The sequence below is a fragment of the Devosia equisanguinis genome (genome assembly GCF_900631955.1).
Classification (GTDB): domain Bacteria; phylum Pseudomonadota; class Alphaproteobacteria; order Rhizobiales; family Devosiaceae; genus Devosia; species Devosia equisanguinis.
The window spans coordinates 32,108-49,377 of record NZ_UZWD01000040.1; the positions used below are offsets into that span (position 1 = coordinate 32,108).

The 17,270-nt window shown below is 62.5% G+C and carries 15 protein-coding genes; 1 reads left to right on the top strand and 14 read right to left on the bottom strand.

The window, feature by feature from the left end; genetic code table 11:
- Nucleotides 1–221: 221 nt before the first annotated feature.
- From uvrA to yajC, 5 genes are all read right to left on the bottom strand, one after another.
- Entirely contained in the window at nucleotides 222–3,116 is a 2,895-nt protein-coding gene (gene uvrA / locus DEVEQU_RS16740) for an excinuclease ABC subunit UvrA (protein WP_126151749.1), read from the bottom strand.
- A 179-nt stretch (nucleotides 3,117–3,295) separates the two neighbouring features.
- Nucleotides 3,296–4,135 carry a phytoene/squalene synthase family protein gene (locus tag DEVEQU_RS16745; protein ID WP_126151750.1) on the bottom strand — a complete coding sequence of 280 codons (840 nt, stop codon included), beginning with the start codon at nucleotides 4,133–4,135 and terminating at the stop codon, nucleotides 3,296–3,298.
- A complete protein-coding gene (locus DEVEQU_RS16750) occupies nucleotides 4,135–4,539 on the bottom strand; it encodes an Mth938-like domain-containing protein (protein ID WP_126151751.1) in 405 nt (134 codons plus the stop codon). Before DEVEQU_RS16750 ends, DEVEQU_RS16745 begins: the two co-directional genes overlap by 1 nt.
- Before the next feature lie 161 nt (nucleotides 4,540–4,700).
- A complete protein-coding gene (gene secD / locus DEVEQU_RS16755; RefSeq protein ID WP_126151752.1) occupies nucleotides 4,701–7,265 on the bottom strand; it encodes a protein translocase subunit SecD in 2,565 nt (854 codons plus the stop codon).
- Nucleotides 7,266–7,326: 61 nt separating this feature from the next.
- Nucleotides 7,327–7,674 (bottom strand): preprotein translocase subunit YajC, encoded by a 348-nt coding sequence (yajC, locus tag DEVEQU_RS16760; protein ID WP_126151753.1) that lies wholly within the window; start codon nucleotides 7,672–7,674, stop codon nucleotides 7,327–7,329.
- A gap of 202 nt (nucleotides 7,675–7,876) precedes the next feature.
- Here yajC and DEVEQU_RS16765 point away from each other — a divergent pair, with 202 nt between their 5' ends.
- Nucleotides 7,877–8,743 (top strand): ATP-binding protein, encoded by an 867-nt coding sequence (locus tag DEVEQU_RS16765; RefSeq protein ID WP_126151754.1) that lies wholly within the window; start codon nucleotides 7,877–7,879, stop codon nucleotides 8,741–8,743.
- Between the two features lie 217 nt (nucleotides 8,744–8,960).
- Here the strand turns inward: DEVEQU_RS16765 and DEVEQU_RS16770 are convergent, their stop codons facing one another.
- The 9 genes from DEVEQU_RS16770 to DEVEQU_RS16810 all read right to left on the bottom strand — a co-directional run bounded on the left by DEVEQU_RS16770 (nucleotide 8,961) and on the right by DEVEQU_RS16810 (nucleotide 17,137).
- Nucleotides 8,961–10,208 (bottom strand): M23 family metallopeptidase, encoded by a 1,248-nt coding sequence (locus DEVEQU_RS16770; protein ID WP_164550465.1) that lies wholly within the window; start codon nucleotides 10,206–10,208, stop codon nucleotides 8,961–8,963.
- A 211-nt stretch (nucleotides 10,209–10,419) separates the two neighbouring features.
- Nucleotides 10,420–11,193 (bottom strand): 5'/3'-nucleotidase SurE, encoded by a 774-nt coding sequence (gene surE, locus DEVEQU_RS16775; protein WP_126151756.1) that lies wholly within the window; start codon nucleotides 11,191–11,193, stop codon nucleotides 10,420–10,422.
- A gap of 1 nt (nucleotide 11,194) precedes the next feature.
- A complete protein-coding gene (serS, locus tag DEVEQU_RS16780) occupies nucleotides 11,195–12,523 on the bottom strand; it encodes a serine--tRNA ligase (protein ID WP_126151757.1) in 1,329 nt (442 codons plus the stop codon).
- 119 nt (nucleotides 12,524–12,642) lie between these two features.
- Nucleotides 12,643–13,473: a twin-arginine translocase subunit TatC gene (gene tatC, locus DEVEQU_RS16785; RefSeq protein WP_126151758.1), complete on the bottom strand. Its 831-nt coding sequence runs from the start codon at nucleotides 13,471–13,473 to the stop codon at nucleotides 12,643–12,645.
- 2 nt (nucleotides 13,474–13,475) lie between these two features.
- A complete protein-coding gene (gene tatB / locus DEVEQU_RS16790) occupies nucleotides 13,476–14,222 on the bottom strand; it encodes a Sec-independent protein translocase protein TatB (protein ID WP_126151759.1) in 747 nt (248 codons plus the stop codon).
- Nucleotides 14,223–14,283: 61 nt separating this feature from the next.
- Complete coding sequence (locus DEVEQU_RS16795) at nucleotides 14,284–14,496, bottom strand: twin-arginine translocase TatA/TatE family subunit (protein ID WP_126151760.1); 213 nt, start codon at nucleotides 14,494–14,496, stop codon at nucleotides 14,284–14,286.
- Nucleotides 14,497–14,556: 60 nt separating this feature from the next.
- Nucleotides 14,557–15,669: an ABC transporter ATP-binding protein gene (locus DEVEQU_RS16800; RefSeq protein ID WP_223214277.1), complete on the bottom strand. Its 1,113-nt coding sequence runs from the start codon at nucleotides 15,667–15,669 to the stop codon at nucleotides 14,557–14,559.
- On the bottom strand, nucleotides 15,666–16,352 hold the full coding sequence (scpB, locus tag DEVEQU_RS16805) for an SMC-Scp complex subunit ScpB (RefSeq protein WP_126151761.1): 687 nt from the start codon (nucleotides 16,350–16,352) through the stop codon (nucleotides 15,666–15,668). Before scpB ends, DEVEQU_RS16800 begins: the two co-directional genes overlap by 4 nt.
- Nucleotides 16,349–17,137 carry a segregation and condensation protein A gene (locus tag DEVEQU_RS16810; RefSeq protein ID WP_206437875.1) on the bottom strand — a complete coding sequence of 263 codons (789 nt, stop codon included), beginning with the start codon at nucleotides 17,135–17,137 and terminating at the stop codon, nucleotides 16,349–16,351. The genes scpB and DEVEQU_RS16810 overlap by 4 nt, the downstream gene beginning before the upstream one ends.
- Between the last annotated feature and the right edge of the window lie 133 nt (nucleotides 17,138–17,270).

The window sequence follows — 17,270 nt, forward strand, 5'->3', positions numbered from 1 at the left end:
TATGCCGTATACGTCAAGCGCAACATGCGTTCTGCGCATGGCAGTTTTCATCAGAGTGACGCAAACGGTGGTGGTTTGGCCGAGGTGAGCGAAAGGTCAGGTTGAATGTCCAGGCTGCGCACAAGTGCAGACCCCTCGGGTCAAGCCCGAGGGTGACGAAAGGCGTTCGTGAGGGAAGGCCCCGCTATTGCCGAAGCAAGTTCAGGCCTCGGCGGACACCCCTACTCCGCCGCGCGGGTCGCAAAGTGCGGGCGGCGGTCCATGACTTCCTTGAGATAGGTGCCGGTATGCGAGCGCGGATTAGCGGCGACCTCTTCGGGCGTGCCGATCGCCACGATCTCGCCGCCGCCATCGCCGCCTTCGGGACCGAGATCGATGATCCAATCGGCGGTCTTGATGACTTCGAGATTGTGCTCGATGACGACCACGGTATTGCCGCCCTCGACCAACTCATGCAGCACCTCGAGCAGCTTGGCCACGTCGTGGAAATGCAGGCCCGTGGTCGGCTCGTCCAGCATGTAGAGCGTGCGCCCGGTAGCCCGTTTGCTGAGTTCCTTGGAGAGTTTGACGCGCTGCGCCTCGCCGCCCGATAGGGTGGTGGCCGGTTGCCCGACCTTGACATAGCCAAGGCCGACGCGCTGCAGCGTGGCGAACTTGTCGCGGATGACCGGCACGGCCGAGAAGAACTCGACGCCTTCGTCGATGGTCATGTCGAGCACGTCGGAGATCGACTTGCCCTTGAACTGGACTTCCAGCGTCTCGCGATTGTAGCGCTTGCCCTTGCAGACATCGCAGGTGACGTAAACGTCGGGCAGGAAGTGCATTTCGATCTTGAGGACGCCATCGCCCTCGCATTTTTCGCAGCGGCCGCCCTTGACGTTGAAGGAGAAGCGACCCGGCCCATAGCCGCGCGTCTTGGCTTCCGGCAGGCCGGCAAACCACTCGCGTAGCGGGGTGAAGGCGCCGGTATAGGTGGCCGGATTGGAGCGCGGCGTGCGGCCAATCGGCGACTGGTCGATATCGATGACCTTGTCGAGGAATTCGAGGCCGGTGAGCGATTCATGTGGCGCCGGCACGACGCGCGCGCCGTTCAGACGGCGGGCGATGGCCTGGTACATGGTGTCGATCATCAGCGTCGACTTGCCGCCGCCGCTGACGCCGGTAATAGCGACGAACAGGCCGAGCGGCACATCGACCGAGACATTTTTCAGATTGTTACCCGTCGCGCCCTTGATGGAGAGCGCCTTGCCCTTCTTGCCTTCGCGCCGTTCGGCCGGCACCGGAATACCCATGCGACCGGAGAGATATTTGCCGGTGAGCGAGTCCGGGTGATTGAGAATATCCTGCGGCGTGCCCTCGGCAACGATATTACCGCCATTGACGCCGGCGCCCGGGCCGATATCGAGCACATAATCGGCGGTGAGGATCGCGTCCTCGTCGTGCTCGACGACGATGACAGTATTGCCGAGGTCACGCAGGCGCTGCAGCGTTTCGAGCAGGCGGGAATTGTCGCGCTGATGCAGGCCGATGGAAGGCTCGTCGAGCACATAAAGCACGCCGGTGAGGCCCGAACCGATCTGGCTGGCCAAGCGAATGCGCTGGCTTTCGCCACCCGAGAGCGTGCCGGAATTGCGCGACATGGACAGGTATTCAAGGCCCACGTCGTTGAGGAACTTCAGCCGCTCGCGGATTTCCTTGAGGATGCGCTCGCCGATCTGGCTCTGGGTGGCGTTGAGCTTGGCCGAGAGCTCGTTGAACCACGTACTGGCATTGCGGATCGACATCTCGGTGACCTGGCCGATATGGAGACCATCGATCTTGACTGCGAGCGATTCCGGCTTGAGGCGATAGCCACCGCAGGCCACGCAGGGTTTGGCCGACATGTATTTTTCGATCTCTTCGCGCATGCCGGCGCTTTCGGTTTCCTTGTAGCGGCGCTCAAGGTTGCCGATGACGCCTTCAAAGACCTTTGAGGTCTTGTACTGGCGCAGGCCATCGTCATAGACGAAGTCGATCTTGGTCTTGTCGGTGCCGTAGAGCACGGCGTGTTGCACCTCGAAGGGTAGCTGGTTCCAGGCGGTGCCGGTCGAAGCACCGTAATACTTCACCACAGCCGAGAGGGTCTGCTGGTAGTATGGAGCGCTGGTCTTGGACCAGGGCAGGATGGCGCCGTCACGCAGCGAGAGCGTAGGATCGGGCACGATCTGGTCAGGGTCGATCTTCTGCTCGGTGCCGAGACCATCACAGACCGGGCAGGCGCCGAACGGATTGTTGAACGAGAACAGCCGCGGTTCGATTTCGGCAATGGTGAAGCCGGAGACCGGACAGGCGAACTTTTCCGAGAAGGTGATCTGGCGCGGCGTGCCATCCTCGTTCTGTTCATCGGCAAATTCGACCAGGGCGATACCCTCGGCAAGCTTCAGCGCGGTTTCGAAGCTTTCGGCGAGGCGACCGGAAATGTCGGGAGACACGACGAGGCGGTCGACCACCACCTCAATGTCATGCTTGTACTTCTTGTCGAGCGCCGGAGCGTCTTCGATCTCGTGATATTCGCCATCGATCTTGACGCGCTGGAAGCCCTTGCGCATCAGGTCGGCCAGTTCCTTCTTGAACTCGCCCTTGCGGCCGCGCGCGATGGGGGCCAGCAGATAGAGCCGTGTGCCCTCCGGCAGCCCCAGGGTGCGATCCACCATTTGCGACACGGTCTGGCTTTCGATCGGCAGGCCGGTGGCCGGCGAATAGGGAATGCCGACGCGCGCATAAAGCAGGCGCAGATAGTCGTAGATTTCGGTGACAGTACCCACGGTGGAGCGCGGATTGCGGCTGGTCGTCTTCTGCTCGATGGAAATGGCGGGCGAGAGGCCTTCGATGTGCTCGACATCAGGCTTCTGCATCATTTCGAGAAACTGGCGCGCATAGGCAGAGAGCGACTCCACATAGCGGCGCTGACCCTCGGCATAGATGGTGTCGAAGGCGAGCGAAGACTTGCCCGAGCCGGAAAGCCCCGTCATCACGATCAGGCTGTCGCGCGGCAATCTGACGTCGATGCCTTTGAGATTGTGCTCACGGGCACCGCGCACGACGATTTCGCGGTTGAGGCTCGGCTTTTCGGTCATATTTGGTCCAATTGCTCGCGCCGCGGGACAGACGGCTGGCGAAGTCACACAGATATGCTCCCCACCCCCATGCTGCAAGTCAACTCACCGCTGGAGACAGGTTCAGGAACATAACCAGAACGATAAGGATTCGGTCAAGCCGGGATAAGCAAGGCTACCGACAGGATGTGTCAGCAGCCTCAGCGCTGGCGCAAAGTCCACCAGAACAGGCCGGCGATCTTGCGCCAGTCGGCATCGCCCGGCGGCGGCATGAAGGCCCTGCCCTCCGCCTTCCAGCGGGCCAGCTGCCGCTCGGTAATGACGATCCCGGCAAAGGCAGGCCGCAATTTGGGCGATAGCGCCGCAATGGCGATCCGGGCCTTCTGCAGATGCTCTTCGGCCAGTTCGGCAATCTGGCTCAGGGCGGCATGCAGGCCCTCGCTCTCCAGGCCGGAGAATACTTCGCCTTCCTGCACGCCATTGGCGGCGAGAATGGACCAGGGCAGCATGATGCGCCCTTGGGCCGCGATATAGCCGAAGGCACGCAGATGACCGACCATGGCCTGAGCGACGCCGAGATGGCCAGCCGCATCGCCCGGCTCCACCGGCTCGCCGCCATTGAGGATCATGGCGGAAAGCTGCAACAGGGTCGAAGCGGTTTCACCGGCATAGCCCTCGAAACTCTCGAGGTCGGGCATGGGGTCGTCATAAAGATCGAACCGACGTGCGCCGATCAGGCGCTGCAGTGTGCCTGCGGGCAATTTGTAGCGCGCCATGGTATCGAGCAGCGCATCGGCGAGCGGATTTTGCCTGACTTCGCCATGCCCCTGCCCGCTCAGCGCATCATTCCACCATTGCAGCCGGATTTCGCCTGGCTGCGGGCCGGACACCCGTTCACGAATGGCGGCGACATCAGCAGCGAAAGCCAGGATGGCGGCGACATGCGGCCGCGCCTCGGCGGGCAGAACGAGCGCGGCGAGATAGCGGTCGTGGTCGGACTGACGCAGGGCATCCAGCGCGAAATCGTGGCTGGTGGGCATCAGCGCGCCTTTTCGACCGCGATCAAAGCGGCGGCCACCGCGCGGTCTTCCGCCAGCAGCACATTATAGGTGCGAATGGCGCCACCGGTCTGGGTGGCTTCAACAATAATGCCGCGCTCGCGCAAAGCAGCTCGAATGGTGGGGTCGATGGCGACGATGTCGGTTCCGAGACCAATCAGCAGCACGTTGATGTCATCGGCCTGATCGAGAACCGGCTGCAACGCGTCCAGCGTCAACGCGGCGGCGGAATGCACAGGCCAGGCGATCATGCCGGTCGGCAGGCAGAGCAGCGAGCCCTTGTGCGACATGTCGGCAAAGCGAAAGCCGCCATTGCCATAGGCGTCAATGCCCACCTGTTGGGGAAATTTGCCGAAGGACGGGGATTGGTCAGGATCAACGTGCATTTGACTTCACCTCGTAAGCAAACTCACGCCGCGCGTCACCCCCGGGCCTGGCCCGAGGGTTCTGTTTTCGCGGTTGGCATCGCAAGCGCTCTCAGTTCAGACCCGGGAGCGACGAGCAGCGGGGGAGACGACAGCAGCCGTCCAGACAGGACGGCTCGGCGCTAGACCGAGGCGCCATCCATGGGCTTTTTCTTCTTGTCGGTTTGGGCCTGCTCTTCCTCTTCAGATTTCTGCTTGAGGCCGAAATTGATGAGGATGGGACCGTTGATGATGACCGACGAATACATGCCGACCAGCGAACCGAAGGTCATGGCGATGGTGAAGCTGCGGAGCGCCTCGCCGCCGAAGAACACCAGCGGCAGCAGCGCCAGAAGCAGTGTGAACTGCGTCAAGGACGTACGCACGATCGTCTGGTTGATCGAAAGATCGATCAGATCAGGCAGTGGCATCTTGCGGTGTTTGCGCAGATTTTCACGAATACGGTCGGAGACCACCACGGTTTCGTTGAGCGAGATACCGACCAGCGTCAGCACCGCAGCGATGGAACTGAGGTTGAACTCCATTCCAGTCAACGAGAACAGGCCGATCGTCATGATCAAGTCGTGCGAGGTCGTCGTCACGGCGGCCAGCGCGAACTGCCACTCGAAGCGGAACCAGATGTAGATGAGGATACAGACCAGCGCGATGATCACGGCGATGGTGCCGGTCCAGGCGAGTTCACCCGACACGGTACCGCTCACAGCCTCGACGCGGCGCACCTCGTAATTGTCCGAGGCCAAGGCTTGCTGCACCTGCTGCACCGCTGCCTGGTCAGCCGACTGGCCGCCCTCCTGCGCCTGCACGCGAACAAGAACGTCTTGCGGCGTTCCAAAGCCCTGCACCTGGATTTCGCCCAGCGACAACCCGCTCAGCCGCTCGCGGACCTGGCCGACATCGGCCGGACCGCCAACATGCTGCACTTCGATGGCGGTGCCACCGACAAAGTCGATGCCCAGATTGAAGCCCTTGGTGAAGGCGGAGCCGAGGGAAACCAGCGTCATGATGATCGACAGCGCGATGACGACGCGCGAAATCTTCATGAACGGGATCTTGGTGCCGTCGGGAATGAAGCGGAAATGCTGGATCTTGAGCTTCTTGGGACGAACGCGCTTGTACCAGAGGTTCACCTGGTAGGAGGTAACCGTGTAGGAGGTAAAGAGCGAGGTCAGGATGCCGAGGCCCAGTGTGACCGCAAAGCCCTGGATCGGGCCGGAGCCCATGAAATAGAGCACCACGGCGGCAACAAGCTGCGTCAGGTGCGAGTCGATGATGGTGCCCCAGGCACGCTCGAAACCGGCATTGATCGCCTGCAGCGGCGACTTTCCGGATGCCTGTTCCTCTCGCATGCGTTCGTAAATCAGCACGTTGGCGTCCACCGCCATGCCGATGGTCAGAACGATACCGGCAATACCCGGCAGGGTCAGCGTCGCCCCGAGGGTCGACAGCGCGGCGAAGATCAGGATGATGTTGAGGATCAGCGAGACATTGGCGAACACGCCCCAGACGCCATAGGCGGCGACCATGAAGGCGAGAACGAGCACCGCGGCGACGACACCGGCGGTGAAGCCGGCCTGGATGGAGTCGGCACCGAGGCTGGCATCGACCGTGCGTTCCTCGATCACGTCAAGGCTGGCCGGCAGTGCACCGGCACGCAACAGCACGGCAAGGTCATTGGCCGAGGCAGTGGTAAAGCTGCCGCTGATCTGGCCGGAACCACCGGTAATCGGCTGCTGGATGACGGGCGCGGTGATGACGGTGTCGTCGAGGACGATGGCGAAGCGCTGACCGACATTTTTCGAGGTCAGCTCGCCGAAGGTGATGGCGCCACGCGTGTCGAACTTGAAGCTGACGACGGGAATGCCGCGCTGCTGGTCATAGGCCGGCTGCGCATCGACCAGGGATTCGCCGCCGATGGCGACATCTTCGTAAAGCAGTTCGCGGCCACCATCCTGGCTAGGCAGGATCATGGTGCCGACCGGCAGGCCCTGGGCCTCGGCCTGTGCGGCAGAGAGACCGGGATAGACCATATGGAAGGTCAGGCGCGCGGTCTGGGAAATGATGTTCTTGAGGCGCTCGCTGTCGCCAAAGCCCGGCACCTGCACCATGACGCGGGTATCGCCCTGGCGCTGGATGGTGGGTTCGGTGGTGCCCAGTTCGTCGATGCGGGAACGGATGACTTCCATCGACTGCGCCACCAGCGAGCTCATGCGCTGGGTGATGCCTTCGGGCGTAAGGGTAACGGTCAGCTTGCCATCGGGCGTTTCACCGAAGCTCAGTTCGTCAACGCCGGTGCCGGCACCGAAGATGTTATTGCTCAGCGTGTTCTGGAGACCGCGAATGGCGGTCTCGGCCTGAGCCTTCTGGTTCGGATCGGTCAGCTCGATGGTGATGGTATTGCTGGCGACATCGGTGGTGATGATGTTGCCGATGCCATTCTGCGTCGCCAGGACATTGCGCGCATCACGACGCACATCGCTCAGCCGCTGGGTAACGATCCCCTGCCGGTTGACTTCGAGCAGCAAGTGCGAACCGCCCTGCAAATCGAGACCGAGCACCAGACCCGGCTTGGGCAGCCAGCCAGGAAGGGCATCCTGAACCGATTTGGGCAGGAAGTTTGGAGCGGCAAGGAGAATACCCGCGATCGCGACAAACAGGATGATGAATACGCGGAACGGCGACTGATGCATCGAAAAGGCGTCCTAAAAGGCAGAAAGCCGGAGCCCGGTATGGGCCCCGGCCGAAGCGGGATCAAGCCGGCTTGTTATCGTTGACCGGCTCGGACTTGGAGCGCACATCGGCAATCATGCCGCGCACCACCTTGACCTTGACGCCCTGGGAGACCTCGACTTCAAGATCTTCACCATCGACTGCCTTGGTCACCTTGCCGACGATGCCGCCGGTGGTCACCACGGTGTCGCCGCGACGGATGGCGCCGAGCATGGCCTGCTGTGCCTTGAGGCGCTTCTGCTGCGGACGGAAAATCAGCAGCCAGAAAATCAGCACGAGCAGCGCGATCGGCATCAGCTGGATGAAAATATCCGCCATACCTCCCGGAGCTGCGGCACCATCCTGCGCAAAAGCGGGCGTTACAAACATCAGGCGGACTCCTTATCGGTTCTTCTTACATGTGGAGAATTGACGCGCCGGTGGGCATCGTCGTCAAAGCGCACTGGACGCAATTAGGGTCTCGTGCACTTGCACCCCGGCCAAAATCGCGCGGACTATACAGTTGGGCATTGCTGATTGCAAAGCCAATCGGGACAGCGAAAATGTCGCGCCAGACGGGAGAACGACACAGGTGAAGACCAAGGATTACCTCGCCAGGATCGCCGATGCGCTTGAGGAAATCGCCGCTACATTGGCGTTGTCGGAACAAGAGAACGAGAGGTTTTCATTGGCGGAAGCCAATGCCTATCACTGGCAAGGCGAAAGCGGCACCCTGCTTCCGGTCCCCAAAGTCAGCCGCGTGCCGCTCAACATGCTGCGCGGAATTGAGTCGGTGCGAGACATCCTGCTCAAGAATACCGAGCAGTTCGCGCGCGGCCATGGCGCCAACAACGCCTTGCTCTGGGGCGCCCGGGGCATGGGCAAGAGTTCGCTGGTCAAGGCCATCCATGCCGACATCGAGCAGCGCGAGGGGTTCGAACGGCTGGTGCTGATCGAGATCGCCCGCGAGGACCTCGAGACGCTCCCCGCATTGATGCGCATCATCGCGGGACTGCCGGCGCGCTTCGTCATCTTCTGCGACGATCTCAGCTTCGATGCCGGCGAAACCAGCTACAAATCGCTCAAGACCATTCTCGATGGTGGGCTCGAAGGGCGGCCGGACAATGTGCTGTTCTACGCCACATCAAATCGGCGTCATCTGATGCCGCGCGACATGATCGAGAACGAGAAATCGACGGCGATCAATCCCGGCGAGGCGGTGGAGGAAAAGGTATCGCTCTCCGACCGTTTCGGGCTGTGGCTGGGTTTCCACAATTCGAGCCAGGACACCTATCTCGAGATGGTCTCCGGCTATGCCGACTTCTATGAGCTTGCCATCGACGCCGAAACGCTACGCGCCCGCGCCATCGAATGGGCGGCGACACGCGGCTCGCGCTCGGGTCGCGTGGCTATTCAGCTGGTGCGGACGCTGGCGGGCGAAGAGGGAAAAGTGGTCTAGGCGAGGGCAAATTAACGCGCTGCAAGAAGCCCCCACGCGGCCTCCCCCCTATAGGAGGGGGAGGAGCAGAGGCGTTTCATTTAGAGTACAGCGCACTCGATCAGTCTCTCCCCCTTCTGCAGGGGGAGGTTAGGTTGGGGTATTCTTTCGCACGCACCAAAAACAAAAAAGGCCGGGGCACCACGCCCGGCCTTTTTGCATTCTGGAGGTCGTAAGGTCAGCTGGCGAGCAGCGGCATTGGGTCGACGGGAGTGGCGCCCTTGCGCAGTTCGAAGTGGAGCTGCGGCTTGGAGACCGAGCCGGTCATGCCGACCGTGCCGATAGCATCGCCGCGATTGACCACCGCGCCCTTGGCGACACTCATCGCCTTGAGGTGGGCATAGGCAGAGACATAGCCGTTCGGGTGGCGGATGAGGATGAGGTTGCCGTAACCCTCGACGCCCGAGCCGACATAGATGACGGTGCCATTCTCAGCCGCCTTGACGGTCGACCCTTCCGGCACATCGATATTGATACCGGTGCCACGCGAGGCTGCAAAATCCACGATCACACGGCCGCTGGCGGGCCAGCGGAACTTGTCATTCCCCGACATGGCCGGTTCGGCAGCCGGCGTATTGGCAACCTGGGTCGGAGCAGCGGTGGGCTGCGGCGTCGCCACAGGCACCGTGGCCGGCGCCGGTGTCGCGGCGGTCTGCAGCGCGGAAGCGCCATTGTTCTGCGGCTTTGCCAGCGGCGTCGGCGCCGCAAGCGTGCCGGCGTTGGCAACCTGGGTGACAGGGGCGGCGGCCGGCTTGTCGGGCGTGCGGATCAGGTCCGAACGGCCCGGAATGATGATCTGCTGACCTACCACGATCTTGTCGGGCGAACTCAGGCCATTGGCCTGCACAATGGACTGAGTGGTCACATCATATTTGCGGGCGATGGTGTAGAGCGACTCGCCACCGGCGATGGTGTGCGTGTAGCCGGCCGCCGTGGCGGCATTCGGCATCGCGGCCACCGGCACGCTGCTGTTGACCGGCAGGGACGAACTGGCGGCATTGGCGCCCAGCGCTGCAATCGCCGGGGCGGGGGCGGAGGGGGCAAAGGTCTGCTGTGCGGGCATGGCTTGGGTTCCCGAGGAGGACGGACTCAATACAGGAAGATCCTGGGACTGGACGGAGGGCGTGGTCGCCCCCAGCGCGATCGGAGACGCGGCCCCAACGGGCTGCGCAAAGCCCGGCTGAGCCGGAGCCATTGTCTGCATGGGCGGAGAGTTCCAACCGCCGCCAACACTGGCGGGAGGCAGGAAGCGCTGCTCAGCGACCTGGGTGGAATTCTGTGCCCCCAGACTGGGCGGCATGGGCTGATTGAGCGTGGCCGGCGCCGACTGGCCCACCGAATTGGTGACCGTACTATCGCCGAAGGTGCGACTGCCCAGGCTGGTACAGCCCGAAAGTCCAACAGCAGCGACGACAAGACCCGCCATCGCGACAGCATTTCTGGATGTCCTAAGGGACGCGCGAATACTCATCGGCTTACTCGTACGCAGGTACTCAACAACTGATTGTGAGAGTAGGCCGGTAAGGTAAAGACGAGTTTAAAGCCGATGCGATTTGAGCAAATTCGCGAGGGGTAGATTCACCGGCAGGTAAGGTTAAAAATTCACCGGTCGCCGCCCTTCCCCATGCAAGGCCGCTTTACTGGCCCTTGAGAGCGATCGTGCCGAGGCGCGCCAAGGCGGCCTGGTGGGTTTGCTGCAAGGCAAAAGGTGTCACCGTGATGGCATTGCCGCGACGCAAGACTTCGAAATCGGCGGCCGGATCGAGCGGCATTGGGGTCTCGGGAATCGCCATGAAGAATTTTCCCGCATTGTCGCTGGGATAATGCCGGATCGGCGACCGCGAAAAGCGCTGATGCGCTACGGCGGCAAGGCCGGTGACCTCGGTCTCGGCGCAGAAGGGGAAATTGACGTTGAAGAACACGTCGTCCTCGAGCTTGGCCGCGAGAATGGCTTGCACCACCTCAGCCCCAAAGCGCCGCGCATTCGACCAGTTCGGCGTGTGGCTGACCTCGAAATCCATCGACTGGCTCATGGCGATGCCGATGGCCCCCTGCAACACGCCTTCGCGCGCGCCGGCCGCCGTTCCAGAGCAATTGACGATATCGCCCAGATTCTGCCCGGCATTGACCCCGGAGAGCACGAGATCAGCGGGCCGGTCGCCCAGAACATGGGTCATGCCGGCAACAACGCAGTCGGCGGGAGAACCACCGACCACGGCAAAGCGACGCGGCCCGCGCTCATCGAGCGACAATTCGCGCCCAAAAGTAAAGCGATGCCCTGCCCCGGACTGATTGCCGTCCGGAGCAACGATCCACACATCGTCTGAGAGCGCCCGGGCGATCTCGAGCATGACGGCAAGACCGGGCGCATCCACGCCATCGTCATTGGTGAGGAGGATGCGCAGGGACATGTCAGCGACCGCCGATGGAAGTCAGGCCACCCATATAGGGACGCAGCGCCTCGGGTATCACCACCGAGCCATCTTCCTGCTGGTAGTTTTCAAGCACTGCGATCAGGCAGCGGCCGACTGCGGTGCCGGAACCGTTGAGCGTGTGCACATAACGCGGCGCCTGCTTTTCGCCGGACGGGCGATAGCGTGCCTCCATGCGACGAGCCTGGAAATCCCCACAAACCGAAACCGAGGAGATCTCGCGATAGGTGTCCTGCCCCGGCAGCCAGACCTCGATGTCATAGGTCTTGCGGGCGCCGAAGCCGAGATCCCCGGTGCACAGGGTCATGACGCGGTAATGCAGACCCAGCCGCTGCAACACGGTCTCGGCGGCCAGCAACATGCGCTCATGCTCGTTGACCGCTTCCTCGGGCGTGGTGATGGCGACAAGCTCGACCTTGTTGAACTGATGCTGGCGCAGCATGCCGCGGGTGTCGCGCCCGGCAGAACCGGCCTCCGAACGGAAGCACGGGGTCAGCGCGGTGAAGCGCAGCGGCAGTTCTTCTTCGGCGAGAATGGATTCGCGCACCAGATTGGTCATCGGCACTTCGGCAGTGGGGATCAGCGCCAGCCGGCTGTCGCCATGCTCGGTAAAGAAGAAGTCGCCATCGAACTTGGGCAACTGGCCGGTGCCATACATGGCCTCGTCGCGCACCAGCACCGGGGGCTGCACCTCGGTGAAGCCGAATTCGGTGGTGTGCAGGTCGAGCATGAACTGGCCAAGCGCGCGTTCCAGCCGGGCGATCTGACCCTTGAGCACCACGAAACGGCTGCCCGAAAGCTTTGCGGCAGCCTCGAAGTCCATGTTCTTTTCGGCGACGCCGATATCGAAATGCTCCTTGGGCGCGAAGCTGAAGCTCGGCTTGGCCGGACGCTGCTGTGCAGCCGTCGCCGGCGAGCCATTGGGGCCGAAATATTCGACATTGCCGCTTTCGTCGTCGCCGACCGGCACATCCTCAAAGGCCATGTTGGGAATAGCCGAGAGCACATCGCGCAACTCTTTTTCGACAGCGCGTTCCTCGGCTTCGCCCGATGGAATGAATTCCTTGAGGCGCGCGACTTCGGCCATCAGCTCGGCGGCCTTGGCCTCATCCTTCTGCGCCTTGGCCTGCCCAACCTGCTTGGAGAGCGTGTTCCGCTTTTCCTGCGCCTCGTTCAGCCGCGAAATGATTTCCCGGCGACGATCATCGATAGCCAAGAGATCGGAGGACCGGACGGACACATTCTTGCGCCGCCCCATGGCAGCGTCGAAAGCATCGGCGTTAGCTCTGATCCACTTGATATCGAACATTGTGTGTCACGGGCCCCTGCCCGCCTCTGGTTGGACGCAGGCTCTTCGGATAATGCCCGGGGCACGCCTGCCAGCGCCGCGAGCACATGGACTGTGCCCCGCCGCAGCGTGACACACTCTTATTCGGAAGATGTACCAGACGCAGCAGCTTCGGCGGCAAGCGCCTTTTCCCGCCGCCGCTGGACCCAGCGCACCGAAATAATGGACAGTTCGTAGAGGCCATACATCGGCAAGGCAAGGCCGATCTGGGAGATCGGGTCGGGCGGGGTGATGAAGGCGGCGACAATCAAGATGCCGACAATAGCGTAGCGGCGGCCCTTCTTGAGCTGATCGACATTGACGAGATCGATCTGGGCCAGCAGGGTCAGCACCACCGGCAACTGGAAACAGATGCCAAAGGCCAGGATCAGCGTCATGGCCAACCCGAGATATTCTGACACCTTGGCCAGAAGCTTGATCTCATCAGTCTGCATGCCGGCGAAGAAATTGAGCGCCATGGGCAGCACGACGAAATAGACCATCGCGGCGCCGAGCAGGAAGAAGATCGGGGTCGCGATCAGGTAAGGCACCAGGGCCTTGCGCTCATGCTTGTAAAGGCCGGGCGCAACGAAGCCGTAGATCTGCGTGGCGATATAGGGAAAGCCGAGGAAAATGGCGCCAAAGAAGGCCAGGTTCAGCTGGGTGAAGAAGAATTCCTGCGGAGCCGTGTAGATCAGCTCCATGTCGCCCGGATTCGCATAGATGGAACGATAGGGGTTGAGCAGGATATCAAAGATGTTTCCAGCCAGCAGGAAGCAGATCACCATCAGCACCACGATAGCGATGGCGCTGTTGATCAACCGCTTGCGCAGCTCGATCAAATGCTCGAGCAGCGGCGCTTCGCTGCCGGCCAGCTCGTCTTCCGAATCGATCTTGCTCTTGTCTTCAAGCTTGGGCGTGATGTCGGCCATGATCAGCTCTTTTCGGCCGCGTCAGCGGGCTTCTTGCGCGGCGCGCGCGGCGTCTTGGCCGGAGTGGCGACAGTCTCGGCGGGCGGCACGTCAGCAGCAACAGCCTTCTTGCGTGGCGCAGCGCGCTTGGGTTCAGCCTTGACAGCAGCAGCAGGCTTTTCGGCTACTGACTTTGCCTCAACCAGCTTGGCCTCGGCGGTAACGGCCTTGGGCGCCGCTTTCCTCCGGGCGGGCTTGGGCGCATCGGCAGGCTTTGCCGGCTTCGGGCTGGCAGCCTTGGCGGTTGCAGTATCCTGGAAGGTCGGTGGCGTAGTGCGCGCGGCCTTTACCGGCTCGGCAGCAACCTTGGTCGGCTTGAAACCGGCTTCGGCGGCGATCTCGTCATTGGTCTTCTTGGCCGGCGGCATACCGGCCTTGTCGAGGATATCATCCACGACGCTTTCGACCTCGGGATCGGATTGTTTCAACACGCCGGTGGGCTTGGGGCCCTGCGGGGTCATGGCGTTGAACTCGCGCCGGATCTCGTCGGCGGTTTTCTTCAGCGGATCGGTAATGGACGAGCGCAGATTGCGCACTTCATCGAGCCCTGTCGTGCGGTTGATCTCGCGCTGGAACTCATTGCCCATGCGCCGGATCTGCCCCATGACCTTGCCGATGCGTCCCATGACCACGGGCAGGTCCTTGGGGCCAATGAAGATCAGCGCGACGACGCCGATCACCAGCATCTCTGTCCAGCCTAGGCCGAGCATCGCAGTGGTCTCCGATGGGCGACGAACCGCCCGTTAGTTCAGGTTACGAAGAAGGGCGCGCTCAGGCGTCCTTGCTCTTGTCCACTTCGCGCGCGTCGATATCGGCAGTGGTGGTGACCCGCTCGGCCGGCTTGTCGTCGTCGCGCATGCCCTTCTGGAAGGCTTTGATGCCAGACGCCACTTCACCCATCATGCCGGAAATCTTGCCCCGGCCGAAAAGCAGAATGACTACGACTGCAACGACGAGGATGCCCCAAATCGATGGCGCGTGCATGGTGATCTCCCTGAAACTCTTGGTACGCGTTACACGCGATAGATAGACCGAGAAATAGGTTTAATCTCGTCCAAACACAAGAACGTGTTCCCGATTCAAGCTCACGAACACGTCTTGGCCCACAGCCAAAGTACTGTCCGCCGGCTGACGCACCCCGATCGGCACGTCGAGGCCCGCAACCTTGACCTCACAGATATCGATGCCGATGGCATCCCGCTTGCTGACGATACGCCCCGGCGTTCCGGGCCCTGAGGCTCGGATATCGGCGCCGCCTGCGGGCCGGATGGCGACGGTGACTCTGGCGCCATCGGCATAACCCTCGGTGGTCACCGGCCCCAGCGGGGTGAGCGCAGCGCCGCTCCGCACCTCTGCGTCAATTTCACCCAGGGGGGAGAAGAAGCGTGCCGCGCCCAGATCGACAGGATGACGATAAATTTCAGCAGCGGTGCCGATCTGCACGATGCGGCCCTTGCGCAAGAGGGCCACACGGTCGCCCATCACCATGGCCTCTTCGGGGTCGTGCGTAACGACGAGACTCGTGGCGCGAGTCTCGCGCAGAACCGCCAGGGTTTCGTCGCGGACCGTTTCACGCAGCCTTGCATCGAGGCTGGAAAAGGGTTCATCGAGCAGCAGCACGCCGGGTCGCGGGGCGACGCTGCGCGCCAAGGCAAGGCGCTGCTGCTGGCCACCGGAAAGCTGGTGTGGATAGTCGCTTTCCCGCCCGTCGAGGCCCACGCGACGCAGGGCCTGTCGCGCTTGAGCCACTGCTGCATCCTTGCCGAGCCGGCGCAGGCCGAACAACACGTTCTGCAGCAGCGTCAGATGCGGAAACAGCGCAAAATCCTGGAACATCAGGCCGATGCCGCGCCGATTGGGCGGCAGGGTGCGACCGGGAACCGACATCACCTCGCCATTGATGCGCACCGCGCCGCTCGAAATCGGCTGGATGCCGGCGGCGACGCGCAAGGCGGTGGATTTGCCTGAACCCGATTCTCCCAGGAGGCAGACGATTTCGCCGGGCCGCAGCGTGAGGTCGAAGCCATCGAGTACGCGCCGCTCACCGAGATCGACCGAGACATTCTCGAAGGCCAGTGTGGCCGCGAAGGAAACGCCCGCCGTACCGCGTGTGCCCCAGCTCTGCAGTTCCCCCACCATGGACGATTGTGCGCTCACTCGTGCTCTTCCTGTTCTTCTTCGTCGTCTTCATCCTCGATATCGCCGATATCGGCAGGATCGAGCGGGTCTTCATCCTCGCGCAGCGCCCCTTCGAAGGGCAAGGGTATCTGCAGATCGGGCGGCAGGCGTCCGGACAACAGCCCTGCCCCCTTCAAATCTTCCAACCCCGGCAGATCACCCAGCCGCTCGAGCCCGAAGTGGTCGAGAAAGGCCTCTGTCGTGCCGTAGGTGACCGGTCGGCCCGGCGTGCGACGGCGGCCGCGCATGCGCACCCAGCCGGCTTCCATCAACAGGTCGAGCGTACCCTTGCCCGTACTGACCCCGCGCACCTCTTCGATTTCGGCGCGGGTGGTGGGCTGGTGATAGGCGATGATCGCCAGGGTTTCGAGCGCGGCGCGGGACAGTGGCCGCGTCTCCTGCTCTTCGCGGCGCAGGATGAAACCGAGGTCCTGTGCCGTTCGGAACGCCCAGCCATCACCCCGGCGCACCAGATTGACGCCGCGCCCGGCATAATGCTCAGCGAGTTCGGCCAGAATACCCCGCACATCCGCACCGTCCCCAAGATAGGGGGCAATATCGGAAATGGAGATCGGCTCGGCCGACGCAAAAAGCAGTGCCTCGACAATGCGCAATTGCCGCATGCGGACCGAGCAACCCTCGTCGTCATCCATCCGGCTCATGGCGCTTCGCTTCTGCGTCGGCGCATCAGGATAGGCCCAAATGTTTCGGTCTGGCGGATGTCGATCTCCCCCTGGCGCACCAGTTCGAGGCTGGAAGCGAAGGTTGAAGCCCGGACTGTGGCGCGCTCGCTGGGCTTGGCGAGATATTGAATGAGATACGTGTCCAGAGAAACCCATTCGAGGCTGTCGCCGATCAGCCGTTGCAGCAGGTCGCGCGCCTCCTGCAGGGACCAGACATTGCGCACGAAAGGCGTGTATTCGGCGACAATGCCGCGCTCGCGCTGGCTGGAATAGGCCTTGAGCAGGTCATAGAGGCTGGCCTCCCACACGGCACGGCGGGCAATGCTGATCCCTTCGGGGGCGCCCCTCGCATGCACGTCGCGACCAAGGCGCGGCAGGTTGACCAATTGCGCGGCAGCATCGCGCATGGCCTCGAGGCGCTTGAGGCGGAATTGCAGCATGGCGGCGAGCATCTCGCCGCTCGGCTCGTCGTCGCTGGGGGCCTGCGGCACCATCAGCCGGCTCTTGAGATAGGCCAGCCAGGCAGCCATTACCAGATAGTCGGCGGCCACCTCGATTCGTCGCTCACGCACTGTTTCGATGAAGCGCAGATATTGCTCGGCCAGGGCGAGCACGGAGATGGAGGCGAGATCGACCTTCTGCCGCCGCGCCAGGTCGAGCAGCAGGTCCAGCGGACCTTCATAGCCTCCGACATCGACAAGCAGGATCTCATCGGCTGCGGGCGCCGCAGGCTGGTCGAGCCAGTCACTTTGCGAAGCTGTCATCTGTAGGTTGCTGGCCTTGCCGTCATGCCGCATCCTTGGACGGCGCCGCGGCCAGCGTCAAGGCGGCGCAATGTGCCACCCCCTGCCCCGTCTTCCAACCGAGACAATACGGCGCTATGAACGCCGCCCACCT